This window comes from Sulfurospirillum barnesii SES-3, from assembly GCF_000265295.1.
Lineage (GTDB): Bacteria > Campylobacterota > Campylobacteria > Campylobacterales > Sulfurospirillaceae > Sulfurospirillum > Sulfurospirillum barnesii.
In genome coordinates this window covers 385,031-401,191 of the sequence record NC_018002.1, presented here as the reverse complement: position 1 = coordinate 401,191, position 16,161 = coordinate 385,031, and the positions used below count along the sequence as shown (strand labels likewise).

General features: G+C 40.2%; 20 protein-coding genes. 11 read left to right on the top strand and 9 right to left on the bottom strand.

Annotation, left to right across the window (positions count from 1 at the left end; genetic code table 11):
• Window positions 1-19: 19 nt before the first annotated feature.
• Genes SULBA_RS02145 through hemB form a run of 5 tightly spaced genes read right to left on the bottom strand, consistent with a single transcriptional unit; the run spans window position 20 to window position 5,059 of the window.
• Window positions 20-1,282, bottom strand: a complete 1,263-nt coding sequence (locus SULBA_RS02145) for a (Fe-S)-binding protein (protein WP_014768628.1) — start codon at window positions 1,280-1,282, stop codon at window positions 20-22.
• 3 nt (window positions 1,283-1,285) lie between these two features.
• Window positions 1,286-2,659, bottom strand: a complete 1,374-nt coding sequence (hemN, locus tag SULBA_RS02140; protein ID WP_014768627.1) for an oxygen-independent coproporphyrinogen III oxidase — start codon at window positions 2,657-2,659, stop codon at window positions 1,286-1,288.
• Window positions 2,660-2,667: 8 nt separating this feature from the next.
• Window positions 2,668-3,126: a DUF2603 domain-containing protein gene (locus tag SULBA_RS02135; RefSeq protein WP_245391429.1), complete on the bottom strand. Its 459-nt coding sequence runs from the start codon at window positions 3,124-3,126 to the stop codon at window positions 2,668-2,670.
• 29 nt (window positions 3,127-3,155) lie between these two features.
• The gene (gene argF / locus SULBA_RS02130; RefSeq protein ID WP_014768625.1) at window positions 3,156-4,082 is read right to left on the bottom strand and encodes an ornithine carbamoyltransferase; all 927 of its coding nucleotides are present in this window, start codon (window positions 4,080-4,082) and stop codon (window positions 3,156-3,158) included.
• Between the two features lie 2 nt (window positions 4,083-4,084).
• Window positions 4,085-5,059 carry a porphobilinogen synthase gene (gene hemB / locus SULBA_RS02125; protein WP_014768624.1) on the bottom strand — a complete coding sequence of 325 codons (975 nt, stop codon included), beginning with the start codon at window positions 5,057-5,059 and terminating at the stop codon, window positions 4,085-4,087.
• Window positions 5,060-5,136: 77 nt separating this feature from the next.
• On the opposite strand from hemB, the gene ribA reads away from it, so the two are divergent.
• Window positions 5,137-5,700, top strand: a complete 564-nt coding sequence (gene ribA / locus SULBA_RS02120; protein ID WP_014768623.1) for a GTP cyclohydrolase II — start codon at window positions 5,137-5,139, stop codon at window positions 5,698-5,700.
• 12 nt (window positions 5,701-5,712) lie between these two features.
• Window positions 5,713-6,141, top strand: coding sequence for a large conductance mechanosensitive channel protein MscL (gene mscL, locus SULBA_RS02115; protein WP_014768622.1), 429 nt, complete (start codon window positions 5,713-5,715; stop codon window positions 6,139-6,141).
• Window positions 6,142-6,196: 55 nt separating this feature from the next.
• On the opposite strand, the gene SULBA_RS02110 is transcribed toward mscL, so the two are convergent.
• Window positions 6,197-6,793, bottom strand: a complete 597-nt coding sequence (locus SULBA_RS02110) for a superoxide dismutase (protein ID WP_014768621.1) — start codon at window positions 6,791-6,793, stop codon at window positions 6,197-6,199.
• A 139-nt stretch (window positions 6,794-6,932) separates the two neighbouring features.
• Here SULBA_RS02110 and rsmG point away from each other — a divergent pair, with 139 nt between their 5' ends.
• Genes rsmG through SULBA_RS02090 form a run of 4 tightly spaced genes read left to right on the top strand, consistent with a single transcriptional unit; the run spans window position 6,933 to window position 9,355 of the window.
• A complete protein-coding gene (rsmG, locus tag SULBA_RS02105) occupies window positions 6,933-7,502 on the top strand; it encodes a 16S rRNA (guanine(527)-N(7))-methyltransferase RsmG (RefSeq protein WP_014768620.1) in 570 nt (189 codons plus the stop codon).
• Complete coding sequence (locus tag SULBA_RS02100) at window positions 7,492-7,719, top strand: PP0621 family protein (protein ID WP_014768619.1); 228 nt, start codon at window positions 7,492-7,494, stop codon at window positions 7,717-7,719. The genes rsmG and SULBA_RS02100 overlap by 11 nt, the downstream gene beginning before the upstream one ends.
• Window positions 7,719-8,099 (top strand): hypothetical protein, encoded by a 381-nt coding sequence (locus SULBA_RS02095; RefSeq protein WP_014768618.1) that lies wholly within the window; start codon window positions 7,719-7,721, stop codon window positions 8,097-8,099. The genes SULBA_RS02100 and SULBA_RS02095 overlap by 1 nt, the downstream gene beginning before the upstream one ends.
• On the top strand, window positions 8,090-9,355 hold the full coding sequence (locus tag SULBA_RS02090; RefSeq protein WP_014768617.1) for a GGDEF domain-containing protein: 1,266 nt from the start codon (window positions 8,090-8,092) through the stop codon (window positions 9,353-9,355). Before SULBA_RS02095 ends, SULBA_RS02090 begins: the two co-directional genes overlap by 10 nt.
• On the opposite strand, the gene SULBA_RS02085 is transcribed toward SULBA_RS02090, so the two are convergent.
• Genes SULBA_RS02085 through SULBA_RS02075 form a run of 3 tightly spaced genes read right to left on the bottom strand, consistent with a single transcriptional unit; the run spans window position 9,335 to window position 11,700 of the window.
• Window positions 9,335-10,363: an alanine racemase gene (locus SULBA_RS02085; protein WP_014768616.1), complete on the bottom strand. Its 1,029-nt coding sequence runs from the start codon at window positions 10,361-10,363 to the stop codon at window positions 9,335-9,337. The genes SULBA_RS02090 and SULBA_RS02085 overlap by 21 nt on opposite strands.
• 2 nt (window positions 10,364-10,365) lie before the next feature.
• Window positions 10,366-10,599, bottom strand: a complete 234-nt coding sequence (locus SULBA_RS02080; protein ID WP_014768615.1) for a hypothetical protein — start codon at window positions 10,597-10,599, stop codon at window positions 10,366-10,368.
• Window positions 10,600-10,611: 12 nt separating this feature from the next.
• Window positions 10,612-11,700 carry a L,D-transpeptidase family protein gene (locus SULBA_RS02075; protein ID WP_014768614.1) on the bottom strand — a complete coding sequence of 363 codons (1,089 nt, stop codon included), beginning with the start codon at window positions 11,698-11,700 and terminating at the stop codon, window positions 10,612-10,614.
• Between the two features lie 196 nt (window positions 11,701-11,896).
• Here SULBA_RS02075 and SULBA_RS02070 point away from each other — a divergent pair, with 196 nt between their 5' ends.
• From SULBA_RS02070 to nuoF, 5 genes are read left to right on the top strand one after another with little or no spacing between them, the layout of a single operon-like run.
• Entirely contained in the window at window positions 11,897-12,259 is a 363-nt protein-coding gene (locus SULBA_RS02070) for an NADH-quinone oxidoreductase subunit A (protein ID WP_014768613.1), read from the top strand.
• The gene (locus SULBA_RS02065) at window positions 12,250-12,777 is read left to right on the top strand and encodes an NADH-quinone oxidoreductase subunit B (RefSeq protein WP_014768612.1); all 528 of its coding nucleotides are present in this window, start codon (window positions 12,250-12,252) and stop codon (window positions 12,775-12,777) included. Before SULBA_RS02070 ends, SULBA_RS02065 begins: the two co-directional genes overlap by 10 nt.
• A complete protein-coding gene (locus SULBA_RS02060; RefSeq protein ID WP_014768611.1) occupies window positions 12,764-14,431 on the top strand; it encodes an NADH-quinone oxidoreductase subunit D in 1,668 nt (555 codons plus the stop codon). Before SULBA_RS02065 ends, SULBA_RS02060 begins: the two co-directional genes overlap by 14 nt.
• Entirely contained in the window at window positions 14,428-14,907 is a 480-nt protein-coding gene (gene nuoE, locus SULBA_RS02055; RefSeq protein WP_014768610.1) for an NADH-quinone oxidoreductase subunit NuoE, read from the top strand. The genes SULBA_RS02060 and nuoE overlap by 4 nt, the downstream gene beginning before the upstream one ends.
• Window positions 14,904-16,148, top strand: a complete 1,245-nt coding sequence (gene nuoF, locus SULBA_RS02050) for an NADH-quinone oxidoreductase subunit NuoF (RefSeq protein ID WP_014768609.1) — start codon at window positions 14,904-14,906, stop codon at window positions 16,146-16,148. Before nuoE ends, nuoF begins: the two co-directional genes overlap by 4 nt.
• Window positions 16,149-16,161 lie beyond the last annotated feature (13 nt).

Below are 16,161 nucleotides of genomic sequence, written 5' to 3'. Positions count from 1 at the left end.
TTACATGTAACCGTTTGACTTATCCCTCTCTCAACGCCTTAGCAATGAGTTCTATCGGGTTTTTAAAGATAACATCCACCTTTTGACCGTGCATCGCATCACCCAGTTGCATGCGACAGGCACTGCACTCTGCACTCACGTATTCCGCACCCGTCTCTTTAATCATCGCGGCTTTTGGCAGACCTGCGGCTTTGGCGAAGCGGTATTTTTCGGTTTGCATGGTAACCCCTCCAAACCCACAACAGCGGTTGGGGTCACTCATCTCTTTGATGGTGTAGTTTTGTGAAATTAAATTGCGTGGTTCCCTCCAGACGCCTTGCATTTTGCGTGCGTGGCATGGATCGTGGTAGGTGACCACTTCACTTTTGCGTGCTTTACTGGCTAAGATTTCTGCTAAATTTGTTTTCTTCTCTAAATATTCGGTTGCCATAAAAATATGTGGAGCGATCGCTTTAGCACGTGATTGCCATTCAGGTTGGTCATGGAAGAAATGGACGTAGTCTGCTTTGATCATCGCACTACAGGTCGCCTCAGGAATGATGATGGCATCAAGTTCATCCTTAAACCCTTCGATGTATTCGATGTTAAACTTCGCTAAAAAATCCACACTGTCAAAATCACCCGTAAAGTATTGTGGTGCGCCACAGCATTTTTGTTGTTTTATGAGGTACGCATCGATTTGTAACTCTTTGAGAATTTCCAAAAGTGCCTTGCCAATGTCGGTGTACATGTAATTGGCTAAACAGCCGATAAAAATGCCCACTTTACCTTTGCCTCCGTTATGGATGACATCAGGATGGGAGTTTAGAAAGGTTTTTTTTGCAAGACTAGGAAACAGCCTGTCCATCTTAATGATAGGAAAATTTCGCAAATACATGGATTTTTGTTTTTCTACCATTTTAAACCCACAGGTTTGAAACATGTACCCAAAACGAGCCAGAACATCCATAATGTTACGATTTCGAAGCAAGAAGAACGCGAGTTTTTTATACCATGCTAAACCAAACTTTTTGCGAATATCATTGCGCACCTGTTCAATGACCATATCCACAGGCAAATCATTGGGGCAAACATCGGTACAATTGGTGCATAAAAAACAGCTCTCAAAGATGTTTTTAGCGTTTTTATCGAGCTCCAAATCCCCTCGCTGATACGCATTTAAAAGGTCTAAAAAACCTCTAGGAGATGTGACCTCATCACGATTGACTTCGTGAATCGTACACACAGGTATACACTTACCGCATTTCACACACGCATCACTGGTTACATTAAATTGAAACATGTTTTACACCGTTTTACTGAAGCGTCGTTTATCTTCAGGGATTTTTTGTAAATAAGCATCAAAAGGCATCACGATATTACGAATGAGAAGCGTTCCCGTAGGATTAACGAGAATCTTTTTACCCACCTTATCCACCACGACAAGCTCTTCGGCTTCAAAAGGTTTCAGGGCTTCGATAGCATCGGCAAAATACGTAAAAAAGTCAATGCCAAACGCTTGCTCAATGCCTTCAATGTTCAGTTTAAAATTGCTCATCATCTCCATGATGACTGCTTTTCGAAGCACATCATCCTCATTTAAAATCAGTCCCCGATGCACAGGCAATTTTCCCGCATCAATGGCCGCTTCATACGCATCCATCTCTTTAAAGTTTTGAACGTAATGCGCCACGCCCTCACCAATACTGGTTAACCCAATTCCAATCAAATCCGCCCCACCTTTGGTGGTATAGCCTTGGAAATTGCGGTGCAATTCCCCTTTTTCAATGGCAAGAAAAAGCTCATCATCGGGTTTTGCAAAGTGATCCATACCTATCATTTTGTAGCCATTGGCTTCTAAATAATCAATGCTATACCGCATAATGGCAAGTTTCACGCTTGGATGGGGGAGTGTCGTCTCATCGATTTTTCGCATCGACTTTTTCATCCACGGCACATGCGCGTAGTTAAAAACCGCCAAACGACTTGGGTCGAGTGAAACCGCCAAACGCAGGGTTTCTTGAAACGTCTCAAAGGTTTGAAAAGGAAGCCCGTAAATCAAATCCATATTAATCGACTTAATCCCTGAGCTTTTTGCCATTTTAACCGCATTTTGCGTGACATCGTAAGGTTGAATGCGGTGAATTGCCTTTTGCACCTCATCGTTAAAGTCTTGCACGCCATAACTGATGCGATTAAACCCATTACATGTAAGCACGTCTAACTGCTCTTTACTCAGGTATCGAGGGTCGATTTCACAGCTGATTTCCGCATCTTTTGCAAAGTTTTTAAAATGGCTTTTAATCGCCTTTAAAATACGCTCCAACTGCTCTTTGCTAAAAAATGTGGGTGTTCCTCCACCAAAATGCATCTGAATCACTTCACGCTCTGTATCGAGGTGCTGGCTTAAAAGCACTAATTCACGCTCTAAATAGTCAATGTAGCGCTCTTTTTTATCTTCCTTGCTGGTATAAACGACGTTACACCCGCAGAAATAACAGGCACTTCGGCAAAACGGAAGGTGAAAATAGAGTGAAAGGGGGCGAGAAGCGTCTTGGTGCGCCAAAACCTCCTCGTAACTTTTACATGTAAAGCTTTCATTAAACTCAGGTGCGGTTGGATAACTGGTATACCGAGGCCCTGCTTTGGAGTACTTGGCAAACTTTTCAAAATCAATCATGAATCTCCTTAACGCTCTATGGCGTTGATAATACTAGCACCCTCTGGTAAATAGAGATCCTTAAGGTCCAAAAAGAGGTTAGGATGCTCTTTTTTAATCTTTTTAATCAACGCATCAAAATCAACATCGCTTTTTTTACTCTTTTTCATCTCTTCCATCGCCACCGTCCAGACGTCGTGAAAATCAAGTGGCAAATGTTGCAAAATGCTCTTTTCAAGCTTGAGAAAAAGTGTCTCTTGCTCTGCTTTTTTAAAGTGTTCTATCATTTTGCTCAGCGTATCAATGGAAAGCATGGCGTGGAGCTTTTGATGTTCATCATACACTAGCCATGGCTCTTTTTGATTGTTCCATGAACCACTTTTAAGGCGTAAAAGCTTGCTGTTTTCATCCTCGTGGGAAACTATCTCTAAAACCGTTTGCTCTTTTTGCTTGTTGAGGCTTAAACCTTTAGAAATTTTCTCTATCATCTTAAACTCTTTTTTTCTCTTAAATTCCATTAATGCTCTCTGTGTTTATCAAGCCATACCATCACCGCTTTTTGGGCGTGTAGACGGTTTTCTGCTTCATCAAAAATCTCATCGGCATGGGCTTCAAAGACACTCTCACTCACTTCATAGTCACGGTACGCTGGCAGGCAGTGTAAAAACATTGCATCCTTTTGCGCTAAGCTCATCATCGCATCGTCCACCATATAGCCTTGAAAATCTGCCACACGTTTGGCTTTTTCAGCCTCTTGCCCCATTGAAACCCATGTATCAGTTGTGACAACACTTGCTCCAGAAATTGCCTCTTTGGGGTCATTGCCAATTTTAATGACCGCACCGCTTTGTTGTGCAAAAGAGTGTGCATTGGCTAAAATGGCGCTATCTACTTCATACCCTTTAGGCGTTGCGATGCGAAGCTCAAAGCCTAACTTTGAAGCCATCATGAGCCATGAATGCGTCATATTATTGCCATCACCTACATACGCTACGATAGGGTTTTTATCTTTGCCATACTCGACCATCGTCATATAATCCGCCATCAATTGTACAGGATGGTAGCTATCGCTCAAACCACTAATGACAGGTACACGTGAATACGCCGCAAACTCTTCAAGTGTACTTTGTGCGAAGGTTCGTATCATCACCATATCCACCATACGGCTAATCACACGTGCAGTGTCTTTCATGGGTTCGCCACGTCCTAGTTGCAAATCGTTCGAGGATAAAAAGAGCCCTTTGCCTCCAAGCTGATGAATCCCTACTTCAAAACTCACCCGTGTACGTGTTGAGCTTTTTTCAAAAATCATTCCTAGCGTTTGGTCTTTTAAATAAGGTTTGAGTTTACCTTTTTTCGTCTGTTTCTTAATTTTAATCGCAAGATCAATGATCTCTAAAATCTCTTCTTTGCTAAAATCTTTCAGGGTTAAAAAATGTCGCATTATTATTTCCTTTTTAAAATTTCTGCTACTTCTTTAGCGTGATAACTGATGATAATGTCAGCCCCCGCACGTTTAAACGCAATCATCGTCTCCATCATCACACGCTCATAATCAATGACACCCGCACGCCCAGCAGCTTTTAGCATGGCATATTCTCCACTCACATTGTACACACACAAAGGTAAGGAGGTGGCATTGCGTACATCACGGATGATGTCTAGGTATGCAAGGGCTGGCTTGACCATCAAGATGTCAGCCCCTTGCGCTTCATCTTCCACCGACTCATTAATAGCTTCTCTGCGATTGGCAGGATCCATTTGGTAGGTTTTTCTATCACCAAAAGAAGGGGCGGACTCTGCCACATCACGAAACGGTCCATAATAGGCACTGGCAAATTTGGTCGAATAACTCATAATCGGAAGGTTAATAAAACCTTCGCCATCGAGTGCTTCACGTAAGGCTTCTATCATGCCATCCATCATGCCAGAGGGGGCTATCATATCTACACCTGAGCGTGCATGAACGAGGGCTTGTTTGGCTAAAATTTCTAAGGTCGCATCGTTATTAACACTCTCATGTTCCACATCCAAAATGCCACAATGCCCATGGTCGGTAAATTCACAAAAACACAAATCAGTCACGACAAACATGTTTGGATACGCCTTTTTAACGGCTTTAATGGTACTAGCGATAATTCCATGCTCGCACAGTGCATCACTTCCCACACTGTCTTTAACCTCAGGAATTCCAAATAAAATAATTGAGTTAATTCCAAGTTCCTGCAAGCTTTTACACTCTTTTAAAATCTCATCAATGCTCATCTGAAAAACACCTGGCATCGAGCCAATCTCTTTTTTAATGCCCTCTCCGCTTCTCGCAAATAAGGGGTAAATAAAATCATCCATACTCAAGGTTGTCTCACGTACAAGTGAGCGAAGCGTTGCATTCATTCTCAGTCTTCTAAATCTTTTAAACATTCTTTTGCCTTATCTTGGTTAAAATTAGCGCTCGTTATAAAAAGTAGTGATTTTAGCATAACTGGATATAAAAGAAAATGAAAATAGAAATTTCAGAGGTTGCGAACCTCCCCTCACGTTTTGGCTCTTTTAAAATTCAATCGTTTAAGGAAGGGATTAAAGAGCATTTGGTCATTTTTAAAGAGCCTTTGGACGACGTTCCCCTCGTTCGCATTCACAGCGAATGCCTTACAGGCGATACCATTGGTAGCCTTAAATGCGATTGTAGAGATCAATTAGAGTATGCACTCAAAGCAATTGAAAAAGAGAGTGGCATGGTAATTTATTTACGTCAAGAAGGGCGTAATATTGGGCTTTTAAATAAGGTTAATGCTTATGCACTTCAGGATAAAGGCTTTGATACCATCGAAGCGAACCATCAATTAGGATTTAAAGCCGATGAGCGCACCTATGAAGTTGTAGAATTTATTTTGGCACATTTTGGGATTGCTAGAATTAAGCTTTTAACCAACAATCCTCTCAAACTTGATAGCCTTAAAGGGATTGAAATTGTTGAAAGAGTGCCTGTTATTATTGAAGCGAATCAATTTAATGAACACTATTTAAAAACAAAAAAAGAGCAAATGGGACATCTATTTTAATAAGGAGCCACTATGCTAAAAGAGTTTAAAAACTTCCTGATCAAAGGCAATGTCATTGATATGGCGGTGGGGTTTATTTTTGGTGCAGCCTTTGCAACGGTGGTCAAGTCCTTAGTCAGCAACATTATCATGCCACCCGTGGGTTTGTTGCTTGGCAATGTCGATTTCTCATCTTTGTTTATTGCATTGGATGGCAAAGAGTATGTCTCATTGGCAGATTTGGAAAAAGCAGGTGCTCCAGCTATTAAACTTGGTGTCTTTTTTAACGATGTTACCTCGTTTGTCATTTTAGGTTTTGTTATGTTTATGATGATTAAGGGGTATTCAAAAATCATGCCAAAAGAAGCACCTGCGCCTACAACCAAAGTGTGTGCTGAATGTGGTATGAACATACCCTTGATAGCAAAAAAATGCCCTCACTGTTTAAGTGAACAAGGCTAAAAATACCTTACATGTAAAAAAGAAATAAGGGAAAAAATTCCCTTATTTCATAAACTTATGCGTTTAAATTTTCGTTGACAAACTCCCAATTCACTAAATGTTTGAGAAAAATATCTATATAATCCGCACGTCTGTTTTGATATTCTAAATAATAAGCATGTTCCCACACATCAACGGTTAAAAGAGCTTTTTGCTGATGCACCATTGGTGTATCGGCGTTGCTGGTTTTCGTAATTTTCAGTTTTCCATTTTCCAACACCAACCATGCCCAACCGCTACCAAACTGGGTAAGTCCTGCATTTTTAAATGCTTCTGCAAAGGCATCATAACTACCAAAATCTTCAGTAATTTTAGAAGCAATAGCACCGCTTGGAACACCACCGCCATCTTTTTTCATACAGTTCCAATAAAAGGTATGGTTCCACACTTGTGCGGCATTGTTAAAAATACCTACTTTTTCAGGAACATTTGCAGAGGCGAAAATGATTGCTTCTAAAGCCTCCTCTGCCAAAGGGGTATTTTGAATCAAGTTATTGAGGTTGGTGACATAGGTTTGATGGTGCTTTCCATGATGAAAACCTAAAGTATTCGCACTAATATAAGGCTCTAAGGCATCGGCCTCGTAAGGAAGCTTGGGTAAAGTAATTGCCATAATTGTCTCCTTTGAATCAATTTAACTGTAAGAATAATTCTACTGCTTCTTGCATAAACAAATTGTAAATGAGCACTTTAATTGCCTATTAATCGCCCTTTGGATAGGATATATATAAATTTATTTAAAGGCTTCGTTTATGGCTTCGTTTACGCTTCCAATCTCCTTTTGGGAACACGCAGATACATTTGCAACCTTACTTTTGCGCTACAATCAAACACACAATATTTCAGGTGCAAAAACGAAAGAGGTGGTTTTAAAAAATGTAGAAGATAGTATTTATCCTTTGCAATTTTTACATGTAAGCGAAATGAAACGTGCGATTGATGTGGGGACGGGTGCTGGTTTTCCAGGCTTACTTTTAGCCCTTGCCTTACCACATGTTCATTTTAGCTTGTTTGAGCCTATTGCTAAAAAAAGTGCTTTTTTACACCTTGTAAAATCAACACTCTGTCTTAAAAATGTAGAAGTGTGTACCCATCGTGTGGAAAAAGTTGAGGGTTTTGAAGCTGATTTAATTAGCTCTCGAGCTGTCACCAACACAAAAATGTTAATAAACTTGTGTCATAATTTTATAACACCTAAAACAACCCTGCTTTTTTATAAAGGGGAAATGGTCGAAGAAGAGATTCAAGGGTTATCACACTGTAAGGTGTATCAAAAAGAGAAGCGCTATTATCTTATTATGGAGAATGTCGATGTTGTTTAAAATTGCTATTTTACTTGGAGTTCTTTTTTTAATTTATCTTTTTTTCTTTAAAAACAGACGTCAAGAGGATGTCAAAAAGAGTACCACACATACCAAAGTCTTAGAAGGAGAAACCATGGTAGAATGTCAAAAGTGTTCAACATTTGTCAGTCACAATGAGGCGATCATTAAAGATGGTCAGTTCTACTGCTCTAAAGAGTGTGCGAGGTTATCCTAATGTTACTGATTGGTCATGAAGCCATTGCTTTTAAACCTTTTTATCATATTCACGCATATGAAGACATTGCTAAAACCCCATCAAACAGTACTGTTCTTTTTGATTTTCATATAAACTTAGCACACACATGCGCACAGGAAAATATTCCATTTGCTTTACATGTAAAACAAATTAAAGAGCTTATGTTCGCCCATGCGCTCAATGCGTCCTACTTTGTTCTCACAAAAGATTTAGCGTTGCAAGCACAAAAAATTGCCGATGATTATTTATTTGATGGGAAAATCTTACTCTTAAGCAATGACGAAAATGATATTGAATTTGCAGCATTGCATGGTATTGATGGAATCTTGTTTGAAGCAGGAATTCAAGTTTGCAAATAAAACTGAACAAAACATTTTACTTCTTTTTAGCCTTTTTTATAGCTTTTTTGTACTGGGTCTTGGATGCTTTTGCTATATCACGTCTACATCAATCATCATGGATAGAAGAGCTTTTTTTTCAAACACCCCATAGCGTACCTTTACTCAAATGCCTTATTGCTGTAGTGCTTTTTTTAACAACCCTCGTCCCACTTTTCATAAAGCCAAAAGCCTCTAAAACATCCCTTTTAGAATTTGGTGCGCTTGAGAAACTCTCAACACTCTTATTCGCTTCTCTTGCTACAAAATTTAACATTTTAAAAACACAAGAGAGCTTTGAAAAACTTTTGCACCTTGAGGCAAGTATTGTTTTACTTTACACACAAGATCATATCAGCCTTTACAATGAAAATCTGTTTATTAAAACCTCTTTTCACTCAAAAGATATATTTCCTTTTCGAGCAAACACCTATGAAAAAAGTGATGTTGAAGCGATGGTAGTACGCTGTTTTACAGAAAAAACACCCCTCACTCAAGAGAAGATTTTTTTTAATGATACACCCATGAGCATTTTTCATTTTTTACTGCAAGAAGAGGAGACTAAAAAAACAATTGGTGCATTAATGCTTGTGAGCAAAGATGCTTCTTTTATACAAAGACATACCTCCCTCATTAAAAAATACCTTCCTATGCTTACCTTTGCACTGCTACTCTCTTTAAAAAAAGAGCAGTTAGAAAAACAATTAACGGATTACGCGGAGGAAAGCAAAAGTCGTGATGAACACCTTAACCTTTTAAACTATGAAAGCATCAATGAACATCTTTTTTATGAATTTAAACGTCATAAACGCTACAAAACAGAACTCACGTTGATGCTTCTTGAAATTAATATGTTTGAAAATTTGTCGAAAGTTTTTCCAGAAGAAGCCATTGTTACGCTTAAGAAAGAGTTTGTGCACGTCATTCATAAGTCGATTAGGGATGTGGATATTTTGGGAAAATGGTCTCACAATCGTTTTGCCATTGTGCTACCTAACAACACCTTTAAAGCAGGGGTAGGGCTTGCAAACAAGCTTCAAAAGATTATAGAAACAGCCAAATTTTTACCTATTGGTAAAATTTCGTGTAGTTATGGCATTACGTCACTCTCGCCCAAAGACACATTAGGAAGTTTTAAAGCACGAGCCGAAAACGCACTCACAAAGGCAAATCTCCATGGGGGAAATGCCATTGAAGTAAGCTTACAAAATAATGAATTAGATAACAATACGCTTTAGCGTGGATGAAAGTTTTGTAGGAATCTCGTAATTAATGGTTTTAAACTGTTTGGCAAGAGCATTGGCATTATCAAACATACATACATTTTGAGCATCACCCCCCAAACAAAAGCTATCCATTGACATTCGCCCTTTACTTAAACGCCCATCCGCCATCGCAACAGGTTCTAAGCCATTAAAGCGAAAAAAACCATCCCCATAGCCAATATCATACGTCGAGATAAGTTCATCTTCTGGTGCTTCATAGACACCTCCATACCCAACACGTTCGCCCTTTTTAAGCACACGACTGCTCAGCTTTTCCGCCCATAAGGCTAATACTGGTTTTAATTCAAGGGAAGTAAAAGAGGGATGAAGGGTACTATACCCATACATGGCAATACCAACACGTGCAAAGGCATCATCACCCAACGTCTGTGTACGAAGAAGCCCTGCTGAATTACAACAATGAAAGGAAATTTCTGGTAAATCATAAGCTTTGGCAAGGATTTTAATCCGTTTTTTAGCCCGCTCAAATAAAGTACGTTGCCAAAAAAATTCGGCATTTAATTCATCACTGCTTCTAAAATGGGTGAAAACCCCTTTAAGAGAGAGTTTTTTAGCCACAATCAATGCCATCGCTTTTTCAATCTCATCTTCTTTAATACCGTTACGGTGCATTCCCGTATCAAGACTTAAATGAATGCTCTCTCCCTCAACCAACGCCTCTAGCATCTCGTAAGAGTGCGCTGAAAAAGAGATGTTTTGAGGTAATTTTTGCGATGATACGGTATCGACCAGCACTAAGACTTCGTCAAAAAGATCGGCAATTACCATCGCTTCTTCGATATTTTTAACCGCTACTCTACGAAGACCATACGCAAAACAAAGTTCTGCCATCACTCGAAGCCCATGCCCATAAGCATTGTCTTTTAAGACGGCCATAACCTTCTGTTTTCCCCCTGCCTTTGCGCTTAATGTGTCAAGATTGTGAAATAAATGCGCTTTATTCAAGGTGATAAATGCCATCGCTAAGCCTTTGATGCCAATTGAGCGACCATAAAACCTCTTATTTTACGAGCTTGATAATCTAATTTATAAAAGTGTTCATACACACGTTTTGCATCCAATGTTGGTTCTTGCGAAAAATCAAAGGCAATTCCTTTGTCATCTTTGGGAATATGCGCATCCATGTATGTCAAAAAAGCATCTCGTGCTTCAATAAGTTTTTCCAACTCTTTTTCTATCATCTCTTTTTCATTCATAAAACATATTCCTTATTTTTCAGCCACAATCGACATTTTATTGCCAACGAGCTCAACATACAACTCTTTTCTTCCTTTAGAAGCAAAAGAGGGACTTTTATAGGTTTGGTCATATGCTATTTTAAAAAGTTTGCGATTATCCATCGTAGGATACGGAGCAATATTTAAATTTTCAAATACAATAGTCTTGGTCTCTTTACGTGAAAAAATCTGTTTTTTACTAACAGCAAATTGCGTTTTTCCTGAACCATCTGCTCTTTTAAAATCATTGGAATAGTAGTTCAAATAGGTAGTAATATCATTCACTTTCCATGCACGTTGCCATTTATAGACTTCACTTAAAAGCGTTGCAACCGTCTCTTTACTTAATTTTGGTACTTTACTTTCACCAATAATTGTCATGGTACTTTGGGCATTAATCTCACTGTCAAGAATCTTAATGGCATCATTATCCATAACAACACATCCCTTACTCAAATCATCTCTGTCTTTTCCATCTAAAGGCATACCATGAATCCAAATACCGCTGCCATTTTTTCCACGCAATACGTCAAAAAGATTTGGGTAAGAAAGCGAAAATGCCAAAGGACCATAAAAAGGATCTGTTGGTTTAAAGCGTTTGGTGATTTCATAAACACCCACAGGCGTTTTCAGATCCCCTCGCTTTACTTTATCCCCTTCTTTCCCCATAATAACATCGTGTGATTTAACCAACTCAAGACCATTATCATTACTGTTTTTATACACTTCACAATGCTTTTTATCTTTTTCGCACACAATCAAGGAGTCTAACGCTTCATAATAACCATATGCAATATCCATGCCTCGAATTTGTTTTAACCAAAACTCTTTAGAGATTAGCTCTTTTTCAGTGGGTACTTTTGTTTTTACCACAGCTACTTTTGGCTCTTTCGCAGGAACTTTGACTTCAATCGGCGTTTTAATTTCTTTTGATTTCACAGGTTCTTCTGACTCAAACTCTTTTTTTAAAAAATCCTCTACCGCATGAATGCCTTTGGTTTTATAAATACGATAAATATCCTCAGCAGTTGCCGCATACATTACTACCACACACGCAGATAAAAAAAGAAAATAGCGCATTCATCCCTCTTGATTAACAATTTTGAAGAAGCCATTGTAGTTAAAACTCACTTAGAAGATGTTTTGATATAAGTCACATTCGAGAAGAATGTATCAAAAATAAAAGTAAAAATTTCTAAAAGAGACATAAGGTCTGTTTTACTCTACTTTCGTTAATATCGACGTATTAACCTAAAATCACATTAAAAGACACCCTATGCCCCATGAACTCTTTTTAGCTTCGAGTATTGTTCTGTTTCTCACACTCTTGTTGCCCATTCTCTTTTTGCTGAGTAAAAAGTTAGGGCCTAATGAATCGACTCAAAAAACAAAAAACACTCCCTATGAAAGTGGTGTCACAACCCCTATTGGTTCGAGTGAAAGCCGCTTTAGTGCCAAGTTTTATCTTGTGGCTATTTTATTTGTCCTTTTTGATGTTGAAATCATCTTTATGTTTCCATGGGCGGTTAATGTGCGAGAGTTAGGTTACTTTGGTTTGTTTGAAATGTTTACTTTCGTAACACTTTTACTTTTAGGTCTTATTTATATTTACCGAATAGGGGCATTAAAATGGCAGTAGGGGCTGAGGCAATTTTTGGAAACAGCGTGATAACAACAAAACTGGATAATGCCATTAACTGGGCAAGAGAATCTTCCATGTGGCCGTATGTTTTTGGAACGGCGTGTTGTGCCATCGAGTTTATGAGTGTGGCAAGTAGCACGTATGATATTTCACGTTTTGGCGCTGAAGTGGTACGCTTTTCACCCAGACAAGCGGACTTACTCATTGTTGCAGGAACCATTAGCTACAAACAAGCGCCTATTTTAAAAAAGATTTACGACCAAATGACTGAGCCTAAATGGGTGATTAGCGCAGGAGCGTGTGCGTGCAGTGGGGGGTTTTACGATAACTATACGACGCTACAAGGTATTGATGCGATTATTCCTGTGGATGTTTACATCGCAGGATGTCCTCCACGCCCTGAAGCTTTTTTAGATGCGCTCCTTCAGATTCAAAAACTCCAATATGAAAATGAAAGCATCATCAAAGAGCGTACACAAAGAGCATTTAAAGGGCTTCTTGATGAAACACTTTAAAGAAGTTTTTGCCAACCAATACGCTCTTGATGCGCAGGGTGCTTACATCGTGGACAAAGAGCTCATTCAAAATGTTTTACATGTACTCAAACACGACGATGGTTACCATTTTTTAGTCGATATGACGGCGATTGATTATCTTACATGTAAAGAAAAAATGCCAGAGCGTTTTGCCATTGTCTATCTTTTGCGTGATAAGCATTTTAAAAACCTCATCACGATTAAAACCTTTATCGATACCTCTTTAGCAACACAAAGCATCACATCGTTATTCAAATCTGCCAACTGGGCGGAGCGAGAAATTTGGGATCAGTACGGTATTAGCTTTAAAAATCACCCCAATTTAAAACGTATTTTAAATCACAAAGAGTTTATCGGTCATCCTTTACGCAAAGATTATCCCATCACTAAAGGGCAGTTGTGCCACCGAAGTGATGATTTGATGGATGAGATGACACCTCGTTTAAAGAAAAAAGGACTGGATAAAGAAGAGGGTTTGATGTTTTTAAATCTAGGGCCTGCCCACCCTGCAAGTCATGGGACGATTCGTAACTTTGTCGCTTTAGATGGGGAAAGCATCGTGTGTGCGGTGAGTGAAATCGGCTATTTACACCGTGGTTTTGAAAAATCGTGCGAAAACCATACCTATAACCAAATTATTCCCTATACCGACCGTCTCAATTACTGTTCTGCGATTTTAAACAACATCGCTTTTGCGCATACGGTTGAGGGAATGTTGGGGGTGGATTTGCCGGAGCGTGCAAAATTTATCCGTGTCATGATCGGTGAACTCTCTCGCATCATCGACCATCTCGTTTGTTTAGCGGCTATTTTGGTGGATATGGGCGCATTGACCAATTATTGGTACCTTTACAACCCACGAGAAGTGGTCTACTCCTTGCTCTCCAAACTCACAGGAGCTCGCCTTACCAACTCGTATATGCGCATCGGTGGGATGAGTTATGATCTGTATGATGGGTTTGGGGAAGATTTAAAAGCCTGTATTAAAGCCATTGAAGAGGGCATGGGCGATACCCTTAGGCTGATTGAGCACAACCGTATTTTTCACGATAGAACACAAAATGTAGGTATTATCACCCAAGAAGAAGCCATTAACCGTGGTTTGAGTGGCCCTAATTTGCGGGCGTGTGGGGTGCCTTATGACGTGCGTGTGAGTGAGCCCTATTATCACTATGAAACCTTTGATTTTGATATGGCGTTAGGCAGTGTGGGCGATGTGTACGATAGAATGATGGTACGCTTTGAAGAGATTCGCCAAAGTATTCGTATCATCACTCAAGCCTACACCAGACTTCCAAATGGTGCTATTTGCGTCAAAGATGCTTCTATCTCGCTTCCATCCAAACAAGCGGTTTACTCCAACATTGAGGGCTTAATGAACCAGTTTAAGCTCATCTATGAAGGGGTTAAAGTCCCTGCTAAAGAGTACTACCGTGCCATTGAGGGCGGTAATGGCGAATTGGGATTTTTCATCATTAGCGATGGGAGTGGAACGCCTTATAAAGTCAAAGTCAGACCTCCTTGTTTTTATGCGATGGCGGCGTATCCGCACATTGTGGAGGGCGGCATGATAGCCGATGCCGTACTGAGCCTTGGAAGCCTTAATATCATCGCAGGAGAGTTAGACCGATGAGTTCTTTTGCTTTTTCCCAAGAAAATGAAACCAAATTTAGAGCTCTTTTAGAGCGTTACCCTGAAAAAAGTTCGCTCATGCTTCCCTCTCTTTGGATGGTGCAGTATCAAGAAGGATGGATTAGCCCTGAGGCGATGCAGTTTTTAGCTCAAAAATTAGAATGTTCTGCAATGGATGTCTACTCTGTTGCCTCTTTTTACACGATGTTTAACCTTGCCTCTGTGGGAAAATATCATATCCAACTGTGCAAAACACTCTCGTGTATGCTTCGAGGCGCACAAACCATGCAAGCGCATATCGAAAATCGTCTGGGAATTAAGCCAGGACAAACCACGAAAGATGGGAAATTTACCTTCTCTTTGGTCGAATGTCTAGGCTCGTGTGGCACGGCTCCATGCATGAGCTTGAATGATGATTATGTGGAAAATCTCACCCTTGAAAAGCTGGATGAACTTATCGATGGAAGTGCCTCATGATGGTCAAAATCGTCAGTAAAAATTTTGATATTCCACTCTCCCACACACTACGTGTTGCCCGTGAAAACGGACGCTACGGCTCGTTAGTGAAACTTTTTTCGATGAGCCCCGATGCGGTTACGAGTGAAGTGGAAAAAAGTGGGCTTCGTGGCAAAGGGGGTGGTGGGGCACATACGGGAGAAAAGTGGCGACTCATTCCAAGAGCTAGTGAAAAACCCGTCTATTTGGTTGTGAACGCCGATGAGAGTGAACCAGGAACTTTTAAAGACAGGCAAATTTTGGAGTTTGATCCGCATTTGCTTCTTGAGGGCATCATCTGTTCAAGTTACGCCATAGACGCACACCATGCTTACATCTATATTCGTGGTGAATATGTTTTTTGGGCACAAAGAGTCCAAGAAGCGATTGATGAAGCTTATGCGGCTGGCATTTTAGGAGAGCGCATTTTAGGGCATGACTATACGTTACATGTAACGCTTCACCGAGGTGCTGGTGCGTACATTTGCGGTGAGAAAACCGCTCTTTTAGAATCATTAGAGGGAAAACGTGGGCATCCACGTCTTAAGCCAAAAGGCAAAGAGCCTGAATGGTTTTTTGGTTGCCCCACGGTGGTAAACAATGTCGAAACCATCGCTTCTGTTCCTTTTATTATCGAACAAGGCTATGAAGCCTATCGCGCGTACGGAACGGCGGAGAGTCCTGGAACCATGCTTTTTGGCATCAGCGGACATGTGGAAAAACCAGGGGTGTATGAACTCCCCTATGGCACGTCGATGAAAGAGGTGATTTACTCCCTTTGCGGTGGTATTACAGGGGGCAAAAAACTTAAAGCGGTGATTCCAGGAGGCTCTTCTGTGCAAATCTTGCGAGCCGATGAGATTGAAGCTATAACGCTTGATTACGAAAGTCTCAAAGCGCATGGCTCATCGTTAGGAACAGGTGGTATGATCGTGATGGATGAAGAGGTGAGCATCCCTGAAGCGATGAAAAACCTCTTTGAGTTCTACCACCACGAATCGTGCGGTCAATGCACTCCGTGTCGAGAAGGAACAGGCTGGGTCGATAACATTTTAGAAAAAATCTTACAAGGCAAAGGAACACATCAAGACATTGAAACGTTGCTGGATGTCTGTGATATGCTCAATGGAAAAACCATTTGTGTTTTTGCGCCCTCGGTGGCGTTTATCGCGCAAAGCTATCTTAAAAAATTTCGTGAAGAGTTTGAAGCATTGCTCAAATAGCCTTTACATGTAA